This window comes from Parafrankia sp. BMG5.11 (assembly GCF_004337455.1).
On sequence record NZ_SJXI01000058.1, the window covers coordinates 1 to 15,589 of the forward strand.

Below are 15,589 nucleotides of genomic sequence, written 5' to 3' on the forward strand. Positions count from 1 at the left end.
GACTACCTGACCGGCGCTCTAGAGTGTGGCGGAGCTTCGGCGCCCCGAACCGCGTGACGCCACCGTGCGGCGCACCCGATCGGAGTACCACGGCGGGAGCGTTCCGCATCGCGGCCGGCGCGCCGCCCACCGCGATCAAGCCGCCGCCCACCGCGGTCGAGCTGAAGCTCAGAGTGATCGGATCGGGGGCCGGGACGATCGGGCCAGCGCCGACCGCGGATGGCTGCCACCGCCACCGCCAGTGTCACCGCCAGTGTCACCGTCACCGCGGCCGTGCCGGAAACGACGGCGGCGGCGCTCCCCGCCTGGGGAACGCCGCCGCCGGTGGGCGTCGTTCGGTCAGTCCTTGATCTCGCAGAGAATGGCACCGCTGGTCACGACAGCCCCGACCGCTGCCGCGAGCCCGCCGACGGTCCCGGCCCGGTGCGCGTTGATGGGCTGCTCCATCTTCATCGCCTCGAGGACGACGATCAGGTCGCCGGCCTCGACGGTGTCGCCGTCGCTGACCGCGACCTTGACGATGGTGCCCTGCATCGGGCTGGTCAGCGCGTCGCCGGTGACCTTGGCCGCGGCCTTGCTCGCCGAGCGCCGCCTGGGTGCCGCGGCACCGGCGGAGACGGCCGCGCCGCCGCCCGCGCCGAACCCGGCGGGCAGGACGACCTCCAGCCGCTTGCCACCGACCTCGACGACCACGGTCTCCCGCGGGTCGGTCTCGGTGTCGGCGTCGGTGCCGCCGGCGAACGGCGGGATCGTGTTGTCGAACTCGGTCTCGATCCAGCGGTTGTGCACCCGGAACGGCTCGTCCGCCGCCTCCGGTGCGAACGCCAGGTCGCGCACGACCGCGCGGTGGAACGGCAGCGCGGTGGCCATGCCCTCGACGACCATCTCGTCGAGCGCGCGCCGGGCTCGCTCCAGGGCTTCCTGACGGGTCGCCCCGGTGACGATGAGCTTGGCGAGCAGCGAGTCGAACGCCCCGCCGATGACGCTGCCGCTCTCGACGCCGGTGTCCAGGCGGACCCCGGGGCCGGCCGGAGCCGTGAACGTGGTGACGGTGCCCGGCGCCGGGAGGAAGTTGCGACCCGGGTCCTCGCCGTTGATGCGGAACTCGATCGAGTGGCCGCGCGGGGTCGGGTCGACCGGGTCGAGGGCCTCGCCCTCGGCGATGCGGAACTGGGCCCGCACCAGGTCGACGCCGGAGGTCTCCTCGGTCACCGGGTGCTCGACCTGCAACCGGGTGTTGACCTCGAGGAAGCTGATCATTCCGTCCTTGGCGACGAGGAACTCCACCGTGCCGGCACCGACGTAGCCGGCCTCGCGGATGATCGACTTGGACGCCTCGTACAGCGCGGTGTTCTGCTCCTCGGTGAGGAACGGCGCGGGGGCCTCCTCGACGAGCTTCTGGTAGCGCCGCTGCAGGGAGCAGTCGCGGGTGCCGACGACGACGACGTTGCCGTGCGTGTCGGCCAGGATCTGGGTCTCGACGTGGCGGGGCTGGTCGAGGTAGCGCTCGACGAAGCACTCGCCCCGGCCGAAGGCCGCGACGGCCTCGCGTACCGCGCTCTCGAACAGCTCGGGCAGCTCCTCGGCGTTCCACGCGACCTTGAGCCCGCGGCCGCCGCCGCCGAAGGCGGCCTTGATGGCGACCGGCAGGCCGTGCTCGTTCGCGAACGAGACCACTTCGCCGACCCCGGCGACCGGGTCGGCGGTGCCCGGGGCGAGCGGGGCGCCGACGGCCAGCGCGATGTGGCGCGCGGCGGTCTTGTCACCGAGTCGGCGGATGGCCTCCGGCGGCGGGCCGATCCAGGTAAGCCCGGCGGAGATCACGGCTTCGGCGAAATCCGCGTTCTCCGAGAGGAAACCGTAGCCGGGGTGCACCGCGTCCGCGCCGGAGAGCTCGCACGCCTGAAGAATCTTGTCGATTCTCAGGTACGAGTCGCCGGGCGTTGTCCCGCCCAGCGCGTACGCCTCGTCCGCGACCCGGACATGCATGGCGTCGATGTCGGGCTCCGCATACACGGCGACGCTTGAATATCCCGCGTCGCGGCAGGCCCGCGCCACCCGGACGGCAATTTCCCCCCGGTTGGCGATGAGGATCTTACGCACGTTCCTCCCGTCCTCGTCCGGCCTGAGTCTAGGCGAGTCGGGCCGCACCATATTTCTTCTTTGCCATTCCTGCTCTGCCAGCGAGGGTGGAAAGGACCGGCCCCGCCGCCGACGCCATGATCGGTTTTGTCTGGTCACCCGCCCGCGGGAAAGCGTATGCCGCCCGTGCGGGCCGACCGGCTCCAGCCACCGGGCCCGGCCGCGACCCCGCAACGCAGGCGGAACGCCGGGTCGGCCCAGGTGGACCTGACCCGTGCGGGCGGCGCGGCCGGGGCCGACCGTGCGGCCAGGACGGCCACGAGCGCGGCGATCTCCTCCGGGGTCGCGTCCCCGCGGACCAGCCGCAGGTGCGCCCGGCCGGGAAGCTCGTCGGGTCTGTCGGCCACCGGCCGTTCCTCCTCGGTCCTTGGTCGTTCGGTCCTTGGTCGTTCGGTCCCGCGATCCCGGCTCCGGCGGGCTGCCCGTCCCCGCGGCGGCGGTGCGCCACGACCACCGCGGTGCGCCGCGACCCCGGCGGATGCGCCGGCTCCGGCGGAGTGCCGCGGCCTACAGCGGGATGTTGCCGTGCTTCTTCGGTGGGAGCGTCTCGCGCTTGGTGCGCAGCAGGCGCAGCGCCCGGATGACCTCGCGCCGCGTCACCGACGGCGGAATGACGGCGTCCAGGTATCCGCGCTCCGCGGCGATGTACGGCGTCGCGAAATGCTCGGTGTAGTCCTGGATCAGTTCGCTGCGGCGTTGCTCGGGCGCTTCCGAGCCGGCGAGCTCGCGGCGATAGATGATGTTCACCGCGCCGCGGGCGCCCATCACGGCGATCTCGGCCGTCGGCCACGCCAGGTTGATGTCGGCGCGCAGATGCTTCGAACCCATGACGTCATAGGCGCCGCCGTAGGCCTTGCGTGTGATGATCGTCACCTTGGGAACGGTCGCCTCGGCGTAGGCGTAGATGAGCTTGGCGCCGCGCCGGATGATGCCGTTCCATTCCTGCGACGTTCCCGGCAGGAAGCCGGGAACGTCCACGAACGTCAGCACCGGGATGTTGAACGCGTCGCAGGTGCGCACGAAGCGCGCGGCCTTCTCGCTGGCGTCGATGTCCAGGGTGCCGGCGAACTGCATCGGCTGGTTGGCGACGACGCCGACCGAGCGGCCGTCGATGCGCCCGAAGCCGACGATCATGTTCTGCGCGAACTGGGCGTGGACCTCGAGGAAGTCCTCCTCGTCCAGGACCCGCTCGATCACATGGTGCATGTCGTACGGGGTGTTCGGCGAATCCGGGATGAACGTGTCGAGCTCCGGGTCGACCTCGGCCTCGACGTCGGCGACCTCGGTGTAAGCCGGCACCTCGTCCATGTTGTTCGACGGCAGGTAGGACAGCAGGGCGCGGGCCAGCTCCAGGCAGTCGGCCTCGTCCGCGGCCTGGAAGTGCGCGACGCCGCTGCGGGAGTTGTGGGTGGTGGCGCCACCCAGCTCCTCCATGCCGACGTCCTCGCCGGTGACCTCTTTGATCACGTCCGGGCCGGTGATGAACATGTGGCTGGTCTGGTCGACCATGAGCGTGAAGTCGGTGATCGCGGGTGAGTACACCGCGCCGCCCGCACACGGGCCCATGATCAGCGAGAGCTGTGGCACGACGCCGGACGCCATGACGTTGCGGTAGAAGATCTCCCCGTACAGGCCGAGCGAGACGACGCCCTCCTGGATCCGCGCGCCGCCGGAGTCGTTGATACCGACGACCGGCACTCCCGTCCTGAGCGCGAGGTCCATGACCTTGACGATCTTCTCCCCGAAGACCTCGCCCAGGCTCCCGCCGAAGACGGTGAAGTCCTGGCTGAAGACGCAGACCTGGCGGCCGTCCACCGTGCCGTAGCCGGTGACGACGCCGTCGCCGTAGGGGCGGTTGCGGTCCATCGCGAAGTCGTGCGAGCGGTGGCGCGCGAACGCGTCCGTCTCCACGAACGAGCCGGGGTCGAGGAACGCCTCGATCCGTTCCCGGGCCGTCATCTTTCCCTTGGCGTGCTGCGCGTCCACCGCGCGCTGCGAACCAGCATGGACGGCCTCGTCGGTCACCGCTTGCAGCCGGGCGAGGCGGCCGGCTGTGCTGTGCGGTTCGGGCGTCGGTTCTTGCGGGGAAGCCGGGAGAGCCATACCGCGAAGCGTACGGCGGTCGGTGGTCCACGTGCGCGATTGTTGTGGAGACCGTCTCACCCGACCTCTGGGAAGGTGGTCCCGTGCCAGTGCATCCCGCCGAATCCCCCGGGCGTCGAACGGCCCCCGCCGCGCCGGCCATCTCGCCCCCTGCCGCAGGTCACAGCCCAGCCCCGGCGGTGCCGCCAGGGGCACGACGGCCGCTGGACGCCGACACTCTCCGCCCGCTCGCAGCCCGTCTCGGGCTGGCGCTCGCCGTCGTCGACGAGATCGACTCGACCAACGCCGAGCTCGGACGGATCGCCCGCGGCCTGCCCGGCGCGGTGGGACTGCCCGCGGTCACCCGCTCGCCCACGGTTACGGACGGTGCCCCGGCCGGGCTCGTGCTCGCCGCCGAGCGGCAGATCGCGGGCCGCGGGCGGCTCGACCGCTCCTGGGAGTCAGCGGCCGGCGCTGGGCTCATGGTGTCCGTGCTGGTGCGCCCCGAGATCGAGCCCCGGTGGCTCGGCTGGCTGCCGATGGTCGTCGGCATCTCGCTCGTACGCACGCTGCGCGGGTACGCGGGCGTGCCCGCGGTGCTGAAATGGCCGAACGACGTGCAGGTCGACGGGGCGAAGCTCGCCGGCATTCTCGTGGAGCTGGCCCCGAGCCCGGCCGTGCCGCCGGCGGCCGTGATCGGGTTCGGGCTGAACGTCACCGCCCGCGCCGCGGAGCTGCCGCCGCGCTCCACCAGCCTGCTGCTGCTCGGCGCCGACCCCGCCCGCCTGGACCGCTCCGCCCTGCTCGGCGCCCTGCTGACCGACCTCGTCGATGCGTTGGGCCGGTGGGAGGCGGCGCCCGAGCGGGCCCGCGGGGAGTACCGCGACACGTGCGCCACGCTGGGCCGGCGGGTCCGCGTCGAGCTTCCGGACGGGACGTCCACGCACGGCACGGCGACCGACGTCGACGAGCTCGGCCGGCTCATCGTCGACGGCCGGGCGTTCAGCGCCGCCGACATCGTCCATCTGCGCTGACGACGGCTGTGTTGTGCCAGCTGGGGGCGGCCCACCGGTGTGCCGCGGTCGTCCGGGATGCGACGATCAGGCGGTGGCGTTCCCCGACGACGTTCTGACCGACGACGAAGATGTGGTCCTCCACCTGCACCCGCACTGGGGCAGCCTGGTGGTGCCGGCATTCTCCGTCGTCGCCGCGCTCGCCCTCACGACCTTCGGCGTGTTCTTCGTTCCGGACGGCTTCCTGCGTGAGGCGGTCCAGTACCTCGTCCTCGCCCTGGGGCTGGCCGCCATCGGGTACTTCGGAGCGGCCCCCTGGCTGCGCTGGATCACCACCCACTATGTGATCACGACCGAGCGGCTGATGATCCGTGAGGGGATCGTGACCCGCTCCGGGCGCGACATCCCGCTCGTCTGGCTCAACGACGTCTCCTATGAGCAGAGCCTGCTCGACCGGATGCTCGGCGCGGGGACGCTCTCCATCGAGAGCGCGGGCGAGCGTGGGCGGATGGTCCTCTCACACGTCCCGCGGGTCGAGGATGTGCACGCCACGCTGTACGAGCTGGCCGAGGCAGCGGACGGCCGCCGCCGCTCCGGCGGCTGACCGGATTCACTGCCGGGCCACGGCTCAGAGTGGGTCGAAGCCGCGCCACCAGGTGATCAGCCCGGCCGGGTCGTCGCTCTGCGCGACGAACGCCACCCGCTCGCTGTCGATCGTCCAGTAGGCGGCGAAGCGGCCGGGGGCAGCCTGGCAGACGAAGGTGCCCGTACGCCGGGACGGCAGCAGGTACGCCTCGGTGCTGGTCTGGCCCGCCTCGCAGGAGCCGACGTCCACGATCGCCGCCGCGCGCCGGGCCGCGTCGGAGGCCACGGCCGCCTCGTCGATGTAGCCGAGCACGAGGACGTCTGCCGGCGGCGTCCCGGAGGCCGCCACCCCCGGCACGCACCGTAGCGCGGCCTGGACGCCGGCCGCCCGCGGGTCGGCCGGGTCGCCCGATCCGCCCGGGGCGGTGGCCTCGGTGGTCGCCCCCCGGCAGCCGGTGATCTCGAACGAGGACAGTCGGGCCGCCAGCTCGCGCTCAGGGCCGTCCAGGTCCGCCGGCTCGGGCGAGGTACTCGTGCCCCGGGGGGCCGGTGGCGCGGAGACCGTCGCCGGCGGCTGTGATCTCCCGGTGTCCGGGTCAGCCGAGGTGGACGGCCCGCCGGCCGCGCGGGCGATCAGCACGCCCGCCGTGGCGACGGCGGCCAGGGCCAGCCCGCCGGGGATCAGGACGCGCGTCCGCCCGCCCGCCGGCAGGAGCCGCCTCATCGGCGGATGGGGTCAAACGTCTGCCACCAGGTGATCAGCCGCTTCGGGTCGGAATCCGAGGCGGAGAACGCGACCAGGTCGTCGTCGATGGTCCAGAAGGTGATGAAGCGCTGGGCGAACAGGTAGCACAGCCGTGACCCGCCGTTGGGCTCCAGCGGCGAGTTCCACTCCTCGGAGCTCTGTTGGCCGTCGTCGCAGTTGCCGACATCGGTGTAGTAGGTCTCGCGTGCCCCGATCTGGCGGTCGAGCGCGGAGTGGTCCGGGAAGTGGTAGGCCGTCACCGTCACGCCTTCGGCGCCCACGCACTGCAGCGTGGCGTCCGCGTAGGCGCCGTCGCTGACCGGCGGCGTCTCGCAGCCCGTCATCGTGACCGGGTTGAGCAGCGAGCGCAGGGTGTCCTCGGGGCTGCTGGTCTGCGGCGTCGGCTGCTGCCCCGCCGGGGCTTCACCGGGGATGTCCGTGGGGACGCCCGCGGCCGCGGGCGGGATCGAGGTGGCGGTCGTCTCGGCGCTGTCGTCCCCGCGGGTCGCCAGCACGATGCCGATGACCGCGCCGATCACGATCACGGCGGCCACGGCGGCAATGATGATCACGCCGCGGCTCGGTCGGCCGGCCGGCTCGGGCACCTGACCGCCGTCGCCGGCGGGCGGGAGCCCCGATCCGGACGGGTACTCCGAACCGGCCGGGTACCCGGAGCCGGCCGAGAAGTCGGAGCCGGCCGAGAAGTCGGATGAGAACTCGGACTCCGGCGAGCGGCGGGACCCCGGCGGGGGGTCGCCGGCCGCGCCGTCCCTGGTCATCGTGATGTCGGGCGGGATCGCCGGCAGCAGACCGCCGCCGGACGGCGAGTCGAGGTAGCTGGGCGGCGGCACCGGCCAGACGGGCCCGTCCGTGATACGGCCGGGTGGCGGCAGCATCGGGCGTCGCATGGTGAACGACTCCCTGGGCGGCGGCGGCAGCGGATGCGGCCCGGTCAGGGCCGGGAACTCGGAAGACCGGTCCTCGTGGTTCCCGCCGTCGGACGCGTGGGTGGCCGGCTCGTGGCGAGTGCTCTCGGCGCGGCCGGCGTCGGCGTCGGCCGCGGCCGTCAACCCGGGGCCGTCCCCGGCGGGGGAGTCCGCCCGGTCCGGGACGGCGGGGGGCGGCCCCGGCGGGGCGAGCCGGTAGGTCAGCTCGTCGTCCGGCGGCTTGACCTGGGCCTCGGCCGGCGTCGGCGACGCTGCGGGCCCGGGGTCCTCCGCGGCACCGGGACCACCGGGGGAGCCGGCCCACCCGGTGGGAGCGCCGGCTGGTCCTGGGGGGAAGGGCGTTCCGGGCGGGTTCCCCTGGCCCGGTGGGATCGGCGGGAGGTCCGGCCCGGGCCTGCCGGGCGGCCCGGGCTGCCCGTACGGGGCCGGCTGCCGGTACAGGTGCCGGCCGTCCGGCACCTGCCCGTAAGGCGACCGGCCATACGGCGGCTGGCCGGGCTGGCCGGGCGGGATCTGGCCGGGGGGCAGTGGCTGGCCGTACGGGGCCTGGCCGGGCGGCAGCGACTGGCCGGGTGGCGGCTGGCCGTAGGGCGTGTGCGCGCCGGACGGCGCGGGCTGGCCGTAGAGCGCGTGCGGCGCCGGTGGTCCGAACTGCCCGGGCGGCACGGCCGGGCCTGGCGACCCGGGCCCCCGGGGCGGTCCGCCCTGGCCGGGTGGCACCGGCGGCGGGGGCGGGAAGCCACGGTCACCGGGGTGGGGTGGGTAGCCGGTGCCGGGTCCCGTGCCGGCAGGCGGCCATCCCGGCCCGCCCGCTCCTCCCTGCGCGGGCGGCTGCGGACCGGTGTGCGGACCAGGGCGCAGACCCGGGAAGCCACCGGGAGCGGGACCGCCGCCGAACGACACCGGACCACGCGAAGGCACCGGCGGGCCCGGAGGCGGTCCGGTCCACCCCGATCCGCCGGGCGGCGGGGCACTGAGCGAGAGGCCGGTCCGCGCGCCGTCCGGCCTCAGTATCTGCGTGCTGTCCAGCTCGTCCTCGATGTCCGCGGCGGTCTGCGCGTCGTCACGCGACGAGAGCGGGCCTGCCGGCGGCTCAGGGACGGGCGACACGCCGTCGTCGCCGGGGCCATGGCTGGGCACGATTCCTCCCGAGAGGGGATCTGGCCGGAATAGATGCTGCCGGGACGGATGATGGCACCATGCTGATGATGCCGCGCGTCACAGGGTAGGCACACGGTTCCGCCGGATCGTCCCGAGGCGTCCCGACCAGGGGCCTGTTGCGCCGGTGACGGGCCGTCCGCGGCGGGCGCTGGGCATCCGGCGGGAGCCCGGCGGGGATCCGGGCGCCGCCGCCGGATGCCGGCGGCCGCTCAGCCTCGCGGGATCGGGTCGAACTTGGCCCACCACTCGTACAGCGCGGAGGCGTTGTCGTTCAGCGCCATGAACGAGACCTGATCGCGGTCATAGGTCCAGAAGATGAAGAAACTGTTCTCGTAGTAGTAGCAAAGGGCCGTGCCCTCGGTCTGACCTTCCTTGAAATTCCACGTGAAGATGTCGGGGTCACCGGATGCGCAGTCACCCTGGTCCTCGACCTGCGTCTTCCGGAACTCGACGTCGTTGTCGAGGTGCGAGGCGTCCACATAGTGGTAGGCGGCGACGAGCTGGCCGTTGTCGGCGGTGCAGAACAGCGAGGCGTCGATGTCCTCGTCCTCGCCGCCCGGGTTCGCCTCACAGTCGGTCATCGTCGTCGGGTCCAGCTTCGCGAGCAGCGCCGACTGTGCCGCCGTGAGCGCGCCGGAGCTCGCCGACGGGGACGCCGACGGCGACGGCGACGCGCTGGTCGGAGCCGTTGACGGGCTGGCACTGGGGCTCGTGGAGGCGGACGGGGTCAACGATCCCGAGGCGACGGGCGGCGACGGCTTGTCGTCGGAGCCGCCGGTCGCGACCAGCGCGACCGGAATCGCGATGGCGAGTGCCACGGCCGCGGCCACCGCGATGATGATGATGTTGCGGCGCTTGTTCGGGTTGGGCGCGCCGGGGCCCCCCGGGCCGCCCGGGTAGCCGCCACCGGGCGGGTAGCCCTCGTAGCCCTGCTGGCCGTAGCCGGGCTGCTGGTAGCCCTCGGTCTGGTAGCCCTGCTGGCCGTAGCCGGGCTGCTGGTAACCCTCGGTCTGGTAGCCCTGCTGGCCGTAGTCGCCGTAGCCGGGCTGCTGGTAGCTCTGGCCCGTCTGGCCGTAGCCCTCCGCGCCCGGCGCGGCGCCGTAGCCCGGAGGGAAGGCCTGGGTCTGCTGGTAGCCCTGCTGCCCTGGCGGGTTCTGCTGGCCGTAGCCGTCGTATCCGGGCTGGCCGTATCCAGGCTGCTGGTAGCCCTGCTGGCCCGACTGGGGCTGGCCGTAGCCCGCGCCCGGCTGCTGCGCGTAGCCACCGGTCGACCCGTAGCCGGGCTGCTGGTAGCCGCCGCCCTGCTGGTAGCCGCCCTGCTGGTAGCCGCCTGCCGCGCCGCCGTCGACGCGCCGCGTCGCCTCGTCACCGGGGTGCGCCGCGTAGCCGCCGTCGTTCACGAGCCGGGTCTCGGCGTCGTCGCCGTAGCCCTGGCCACCGCTGTCGACCCGCCGAGTCTCGGCGTCCGGGTCCTGCGAACCCGGGTTCGGTGGCTGCATGACGTTCCTCCTGATGTGCCTATGTCGCCCGCGTCGACGGTCGGCATGGACCGTGGCCGGCGGTGGAGCGGCGGTACCTGAGACCGCCCCGCGGGACGGCGCCGTATGGGCTGGGCGCCGAGGCGCCGGGCGTTTGCGGGCGCCCGGTCGTCCCCCGTCTCCGAAGGGCGTCGAGCGCGTGCCCGCGGAGGGTCTTGTGAGGGTTCGACACCAGGCGCCGGCTCAAGCGTAGGAGTTCCGTGTTGATAACGAAGGCGCGGGTCGTATTTCGGACATGACTGATCGGTTCTGGTTCTCGCACCGTCACAGCACGGAGCGGATGCGTCGCCGATCTCCCGCGGACCTGTCCCGCTGTTGTCCCGCCGCCGCGGTCTCCAGGTGGCCCGCTACCGGCGGGCCCGTTTCGGAGCTGGCCGGGCCCCGCGGTCAGCCGCGGCTGGCGTAGGCGATGATCACGTCGTCCACGACGTGCTCGATGAAGGCGGAGTCGACCGGGTCCCCGGTGATGAGCAGCCGCTGCAGGATCAGCGCGGTGCCGATCTCCATCAGGATGGCCGGGTCGGCCTCCGGGGTTATCTCGCCGCGCGCGATCCCCCTGGTGATGATGACCTCGGACATCATCTTGCGCTGGCTCCACATGCGCTCGCGCACGGCGGCACGCAGCTCCGGATTGCGCGGCATCTCGGAGACCATCTCGGCCATGATCCGGCCCTGCTCACTGCCGACCAGCTCATGGAACGCGGTCAGGAACAGGATCATCTCGGTCCGCAGCGAGCCGCTGTCGGGGATCTGCAGCGTTTGTTCGGTGAACTGGGTGATCGAATCCATCACCAGTGCGACCTTGGACGGCCAGCGCCGGTAGATGGTGGCCTTCCCGGCCTTGGCGCGGGTGGCGACCCGGTCCATGGTCACGCCGTCGTAGCCGTGCTCGGCGAGTAGCTCGAGGGTCGCCTGGCGGATCGCGCCGTCGCGGCTCTCGTCGCGCGGGCGACCGCCCGGCCGGGGCGATGCGAGCGTCGGCCGCGTCACGGCGCACCCTCCTGGCTCTCGAACCGGCTGCGCGGCGGTCCCGGTGAGCGAGTCACCACTGGTGGAGAACCGGGCACGCTGTGCATGGGCTGGCCTCGAGAGCCTAGCGCAGCCGGGCGCCAGGAGAACTGATCGGTACCGGAACCCCGTGGTTCTCTTAGAGTCCCGATGGGATGAGAACGGGACAGGGCGCCGTTCGGCGCCGGGTCGCGAAGAACCCGGAGCCTTGCGGCGCCCTGGGTGGATCAGGCCTGGCCGGCGGGCTCGGGGACCCGGTCGGCCTTCACCGGAGGTGCCGCCACCTTTGGGTGGTCCGGGTGCAGGAAGACGTATTTCTTGTACGCCCAGAAGCGGAAGACCGTGCCCAGCCCGGTGCCCAGGACGTTCCCGAACAGGTTGAACGCGAGTACGCCCTCGAGGTGGAGCACGTACTTCGCGAAGCCGAGGCAGGCCAGCGCGATAGCCAGCCCGACCGCGTTCAGGATCACGAAGAGCGTGTACTCCCGGCGCAGGCCCGTTCGGGCGCGGTGGTTGAACGACCATTGCCGGTTGCCGACGTATGAGCAGGTCGCCGCGACCACCGTCGACACGGTCTTCGCGCTGAGCGGGCCCATCCCGAGAAGGGTGTGGCACAGGTTCGAGACGGCGAAGTCGATCGCGTAGCAGACCGCGCCGACGACGCCGAACTTGCCCACCTCATGGATGAGGACCTGAAGTGGTGAACGTGGAACCCGATGGCTCACCACGGGCGGCGCCGATCGACTTCGAGAACATCGATTTTGACCACCAGGAGAGACTACCGACGACCTGCGCGGCGCCATCTGCCACCCCCGAATGCGCACTCCGCCGACGCCTGTCCGGTCGCCGTCCCGAATCGTCCGTTTACCAACTGGCGTCCGTTCCTTGAGGGGAACCGCGCCCGCCGCCCGGGCGCTCCGCCGGGTTCGCCGCCCTGTGGCGCCTGTCATCGTGCCCCGGCCGGGCCAGGTGCGCCGGCCGGGAGCGACGCCTCGGCGTGGCCAGGGCAAAGACAACGTCAGGTGACGGGTCACTGCCTTAGTGTTCCCACCTGTGCGCTGCGTGATACGTCGGCACTCCTGGGCGTGTCCGTGATCCGATGCACCTGCCCGATCGCGGCAGATGGGTGGCGGTGGACGTCCCGTCCACTGCATTCTTGTCAGAGTGGCAAGCCTCCGCGGCGGTGACGCCGTGTGAGCGACGTAACCGACGGAGGTGACCCCCCGGTCATGAGCGCGCCCGAAGAACTCGGACACGCCCAGGGCACGACCGACATCCTGCTGGCACGTGCGGCGAGCTTCGCCGCACGGCGCCGCGCGGCGGGCGGCGGCTCGGCCCGGCCGGCCAGCCCGGCCACCGGCGTGGCAATCGTGGCCTGCATGGACGCCCGCATCAACCTCGAGGCGATCTTCGGCCTCGCGGAGGGCGACGCGCACATCCTGCGCAACGCCGGCGGGGTGGTGACCGAGGACATCGAGCGATCGCTGGCCGTCAGCCAGCACGCACTCGGGACCACCGAGATCATCCTGATCCACCACACCAGGTGCGGCATGGAGACGCTCACCGACGACGGCTTCCGCGCCTCACTGGCCGAGCGGACGGGTGTGCGCCCGAGGTGGCGGCTCCAGTCGTTCACCAGCGCCGCGGAGGACGTCTGGCGTTCGGTCACAGCGCTGCGCTCGTCACCGTTCCTGCGCGCGTCGGCCTCGGTGCGCGGGTTCGTGTACGACGTCGAGACCGGTGAGCTCGATGAGATCACCGAGAGCCCACAGTCGGCCGCGTCCGCGCCCACCCAGGCGACCGCCTGACCCGCGCGGCTGAGCCCCGGCTGGCTGAGCCCCGGCTGACGGTCAGGCCGGTGGACGGCCGAGCGCGTAGTACGCCCACCCGGCCTGGCGCCAGGCCGGGCCGTCGAGCGCGTGCCGGCCGTCGACGACGACCCGCCCGGTCACCCGCGGGGTGAGCGCGTTCGGGTCCAGGTCGCGGAACTCGGTCCACTCGGTGAGCACCGCAAGCGCGTCCGCGCCGGTCGCCGCCTCGTGCGCGGACGGCGCGTACTCCAGCTCGGGGAAGCGCCGCCGGGCGTTGGCCATCGCGGCCGGGTCGTACACGACCACCCGGGCGCCGGCCCGGTGCAGTTCGGCGGAGATCTCCAGGGCGGGTGAGTCGCGGATGTCGTCCGAGTTCGGCTTGAACGCCGCGCCGAGCACCGTGATCCGCCGGCCCTCCGCGCGGCCCCCGAGGGCCCTGGTGATCAGGGTGACGGTCCGCTCCCGGGCCCGCAGGTTGATCCGGTCGACCTCGGCCAGGAAGCCCAGTGCCGGGCCGGCGCCGAGCTCGGCCGCCCGCGCGTGGAAGGCCCGGATGTCCTTGGGTAGGCAGCCGCCGCCGAAGCCGATCCCCGGCCGCAGGAACCTCCCGCCGATCCTGGCGTCGTGGGAGAGCGCCCGCGCCAGGCTCGTCACGTCCCCGCCGGCGGCGTCGCAGACCTCCGACATCGCGTTGATGAAGGAGATCTTGGTCGCCAGGAAGGCGTTCGCCGCGACCTTCACCAGCTCGGCGGTGGCGTAGTCGGTGACGATCACGGGCGTGCCGGCCTCGATCACCGGCGCGTAGACGGCCCGCAGCACCGCCTCCCCGCGCCCGCCCGGCCGGACGCCGAAGACCAGCCTGTCCGGGCGCAGCGTGTCGTCGACCGCGAACCCCTCGCGCAGGAACTCCGGGTTCCACGCCAGCTCGACTCCGCCCGGCGCCGGCTGTGCCGTCCGTGCCCGGCCTGTCCCCGTTCCGCCCGGCGCCGCCTCGCCCGTCCGGGCACCGCCCGGCCCGGTGCCGCCGGTTCCCGCTGCCAGCCGGCGCGCGAGCCGCTCGGCGCTGCCCGCCGGCACCGTCGACTTGCCGACCACGAGCGCGTCCGGCCGCAGGCCGGCGCGGATCAGCGTCTCGACGGCCGCGTCCACGTAGGTCATGTCGGCGGCGCCGTCACCGGCCCGCTGCGGCGTGCCGACACAGATGAAGTGGACGTCGGCCCACCCGGCGACCTCGGCCGGGTCGCAGGTGAACGACAGCCGGCCCGCCTCCAGGTTCTTGCGCAGCAGCTCCTCGAGCCCCGGCTCGAAGAACGGCACCTCGCCCGCGCCGAGCCGGCGGACCTTGTCGGCGTCCGTGTCGAGCCCCACGACCTCATAGCCCAGCTCGGCCATGCAGACCGCGTGCGTGGCGCCGAGGTAGCCCGTCCCGACCACGCCGATGCGGCGGACGGCCGGCAGGTCACCCGTCATGAGCGGCCGGGGGGACCGCGGGTAGCCGGTCACGTCGTCGCTACCGCCGCCGGGCATGCGCGTCGACGGGGTCGATGGGACGAACCCCGGCCGGCAGGGCTTCGGTGAGTGGCCCCGGCACGGACCAGTCCACCGCGGTGATCCGTTCGCTGTCGGCCCGGCGGGCCAGCGCCGCCGGTTCGATGCTGGCCAGGTTGCGGCACAGCACGACCGACGCGCCGCTGACCAGCGGGATGAGAATCCCGGTGAGCAGGCCGACGGCGGTGGCGGGCCCGGCCGCGGTGAGGATCCGGTCGTCCGGGCCCAGCCCGGCGCGGCGGGCGGCGCTCTCGGCGATGCGGATCAGCCCCGCCTGGCCCGCGGGCGGCGGCGGCGCCGCGTAGCGGTCGCCGTGCGGCGGCACCTCGACCGCGTAGTCGAGCACGCCCGGCACCGGACGCCGCAGCCGGCCACCGAGCGGACGCAGCGACAGCGCGACGATCTCGTCGACGCCCAGTCCGGTGGCGATCTCGAGCCGGTCCTCGCTGACGAAGACGACACCGAGCTCCTCCGGAGCGGTGCCTGCGCCGGTGTAGCCGCCGGCGCCGGTGGCCGGCGACCCGGCACCCTCCGCTCCCTCGGCTCCCTTGCCGCCGGGGCCGCCGTCCGGCGTCTCCGGGCCGACGGCGACATGCACGTCGAGCCCCGCCGACCAGGCCGCCAGCAGGATGACGCAGGTCGTCCAGTGCGCCGGCAGGTCGACGCCCACCGCGTCCCCGGGCGCGAGGCCGACCGTGTCACCGAGCAGGTTCGCCGTCTTCGCCACCCAGTTGTCCAGCGTCGTGGTGGAGAACTCCACCCGCTCGCCGGTGGCGTCGTCGTAAAAAGTGATCATCGGACGCGCCGGGTCGCGCGCGAGCCGCGCGGCGAGCGCGGCGGCCACCCCGGGGAACCGCGCGGGCGGCGCGTCGGGCGGCACGGAGCCGTCGGGAAGGATCGACGGTGCTGGGACGAACCGGACGTCCAACGGTTCTGGTCTCCAATCCGGTCGTTCGTCGGCGGGCGGGCGGGCCCGGCGGTGGTCGGGTTCCGGCGAGCTGAGCGCCGG

13 protein-coding genes are annotated in these 15,589 nt (G+C 73.2%); 3 read left to right on the plus strand and 10 right to left on the minus strand.

Annotated features, from left to right (window positions below):
• Positions 1–339 precede the first annotated feature (339 nt).
• The 3 genes from E0504_RS32810 to E0504_RS32820 form a co-directional block, all read right to left on the minus strand.
• A complete protein-coding gene (locus E0504_RS32810; protein ID WP_112105624.1) occupies positions 340–2,103 on the minus strand; it encodes a biotin carboxylase N-terminal domain-containing protein in 1,764 nt (587 codons plus the stop codon).
• A gap of 134 nt (positions 2,104–2,237) precedes the next feature.
• Positions 2,238–2,489 carry an acyl-CoA carboxylase epsilon subunit gene (locus E0504_RS32815; RefSeq protein ID WP_112105625.1) on the minus strand — a complete coding sequence of 84 codons (252 nt, stop codon included), beginning with the start codon at positions 2,487–2,489 and terminating at the stop codon, positions 2,238–2,240.
• 160 nt (positions 2,490–2,649) lie between these two features.
• Positions 2,650–4,245: an acyl-CoA carboxylase subunit beta gene (locus E0504_RS32820; protein ID WP_071066305.1), complete on the minus strand. Its 1,596-nt coding sequence runs from the start codon at positions 4,243–4,245 to the stop codon at positions 2,650–2,652.
• 83 nt (positions 4,246–4,328) lie between these two features.
• On the opposite strand from E0504_RS32820, the gene E0504_RS32825 reads away from it, so the two are divergent.
• Both E0504_RS32825 and E0504_RS32830 read left to right on the plus strand, forming a co-directional pair.
• Entirely contained in the window at positions 4,329–5,258 is a 930-nt protein-coding gene (locus tag E0504_RS32825; RefSeq protein WP_112105631.1) for a biotin--[acetyl-CoA-carboxylase] ligase, read from the plus strand.
• A gap of 73 nt (positions 5,259–5,331) precedes the next feature.
• On the plus strand, positions 5,332–5,841 hold the full coding sequence (locus E0504_RS32830) for a PH domain-containing protein (protein WP_112105626.1): 510 nt from the start codon (positions 5,332–5,334) through the stop codon (positions 5,839–5,841).
• 24 nt (positions 5,842–5,865) lie between these two features.
• On the opposite strand, the gene E0504_RS32835 is transcribed toward E0504_RS32830, so the two are convergent.
• The 5 genes from E0504_RS32835 to E0504_RS32855 form a co-directional block, all read right to left on the minus strand.
• The gene (locus tag E0504_RS32835; protein WP_112105627.1) at positions 5,866–6,546 is read right to left on the minus strand and encodes a hypothetical protein; all 681 of its coding nucleotides are present in this window, start codon (positions 6,544–6,546) and stop codon (positions 5,866–5,868) included.
• Positions 6,543–8,654 carry a hypothetical protein gene (locus E0504_RS53610; RefSeq protein ID WP_131626525.1) on the minus strand — a complete coding sequence of 704 codons (2,112 nt, stop codon included), beginning with the start codon at positions 8,652–8,654 and terminating at the stop codon, positions 6,543–6,545. The genes E0504_RS32835 and E0504_RS53610 overlap by 4 nt, the downstream gene beginning before the upstream one ends.
• A 230-nt stretch (positions 8,655–8,884) precedes the next feature.
• Positions 8,885–10,174: a hypothetical protein gene (locus E0504_RS32845; protein WP_131626526.1), complete on the minus strand. Its 1,290-nt coding sequence runs from the start codon at positions 10,172–10,174 to the stop codon at positions 8,885–8,887.
• Positions 10,175–10,600: 426 nt separating this feature from the next.
• Positions 10,601–11,203 carry a TetR/AcrR family transcriptional regulator gene (locus tag E0504_RS32850; protein ID WP_020463351.1) on the minus strand — a complete coding sequence of 201 codons (603 nt, stop codon included), beginning with the start codon at positions 11,201–11,203 and terminating at the stop codon, positions 10,601–10,603.
• A gap of 245 nt (positions 11,204–11,448) precedes the next feature.
• The gene (locus E0504_RS32855) at positions 11,449–12,024 is read right to left on the minus strand and encodes a GtrA family protein (protein WP_235014902.1); all 576 of its coding nucleotides are present in this window, start codon (positions 12,022–12,024) and stop codon (positions 11,449–11,451) included.
• A gap of 426 nt (positions 12,025–12,450) precedes the next feature.
• On the opposite strand from E0504_RS32855, the gene E0504_RS32860 reads away from it, so the two are divergent.
• Positions 12,451–13,029: a carbonic anhydrase gene (locus E0504_RS32860; RefSeq protein ID WP_112108887.1), complete on the plus strand. Its 579-nt coding sequence runs from the start codon at positions 12,451–12,453 to the stop codon at positions 13,027–13,029.
• Positions 13,030–13,071: 42 nt separating this feature from the next.
• Here the strand turns inward: E0504_RS32860 and E0504_RS32865 are convergent, their stop codons facing one another.
• Both E0504_RS32865 and E0504_RS32870 read right to left on the minus strand, forming a co-directional pair.
• The gene (locus E0504_RS32865; RefSeq protein ID WP_165938682.1) at positions 13,072–14,502 is read right to left on the minus strand and encodes a UDP-glucose/GDP-mannose dehydrogenase family protein; all 1,431 of its coding nucleotides are present in this window, start codon (positions 14,500–14,502) and stop codon (positions 13,072–13,074) included.
• 40 nt (positions 14,503–14,542) lie between these two features.
• Positions 14,543–15,508, minus strand: coding sequence for a TIGR03089 family protein (locus E0504_RS32870; RefSeq protein ID WP_112108886.1), 966 nt, complete (start codon positions 15,506–15,508; stop codon positions 14,543–14,545).
• Positions 15,509–15,589 lie beyond the last annotated feature (81 nt).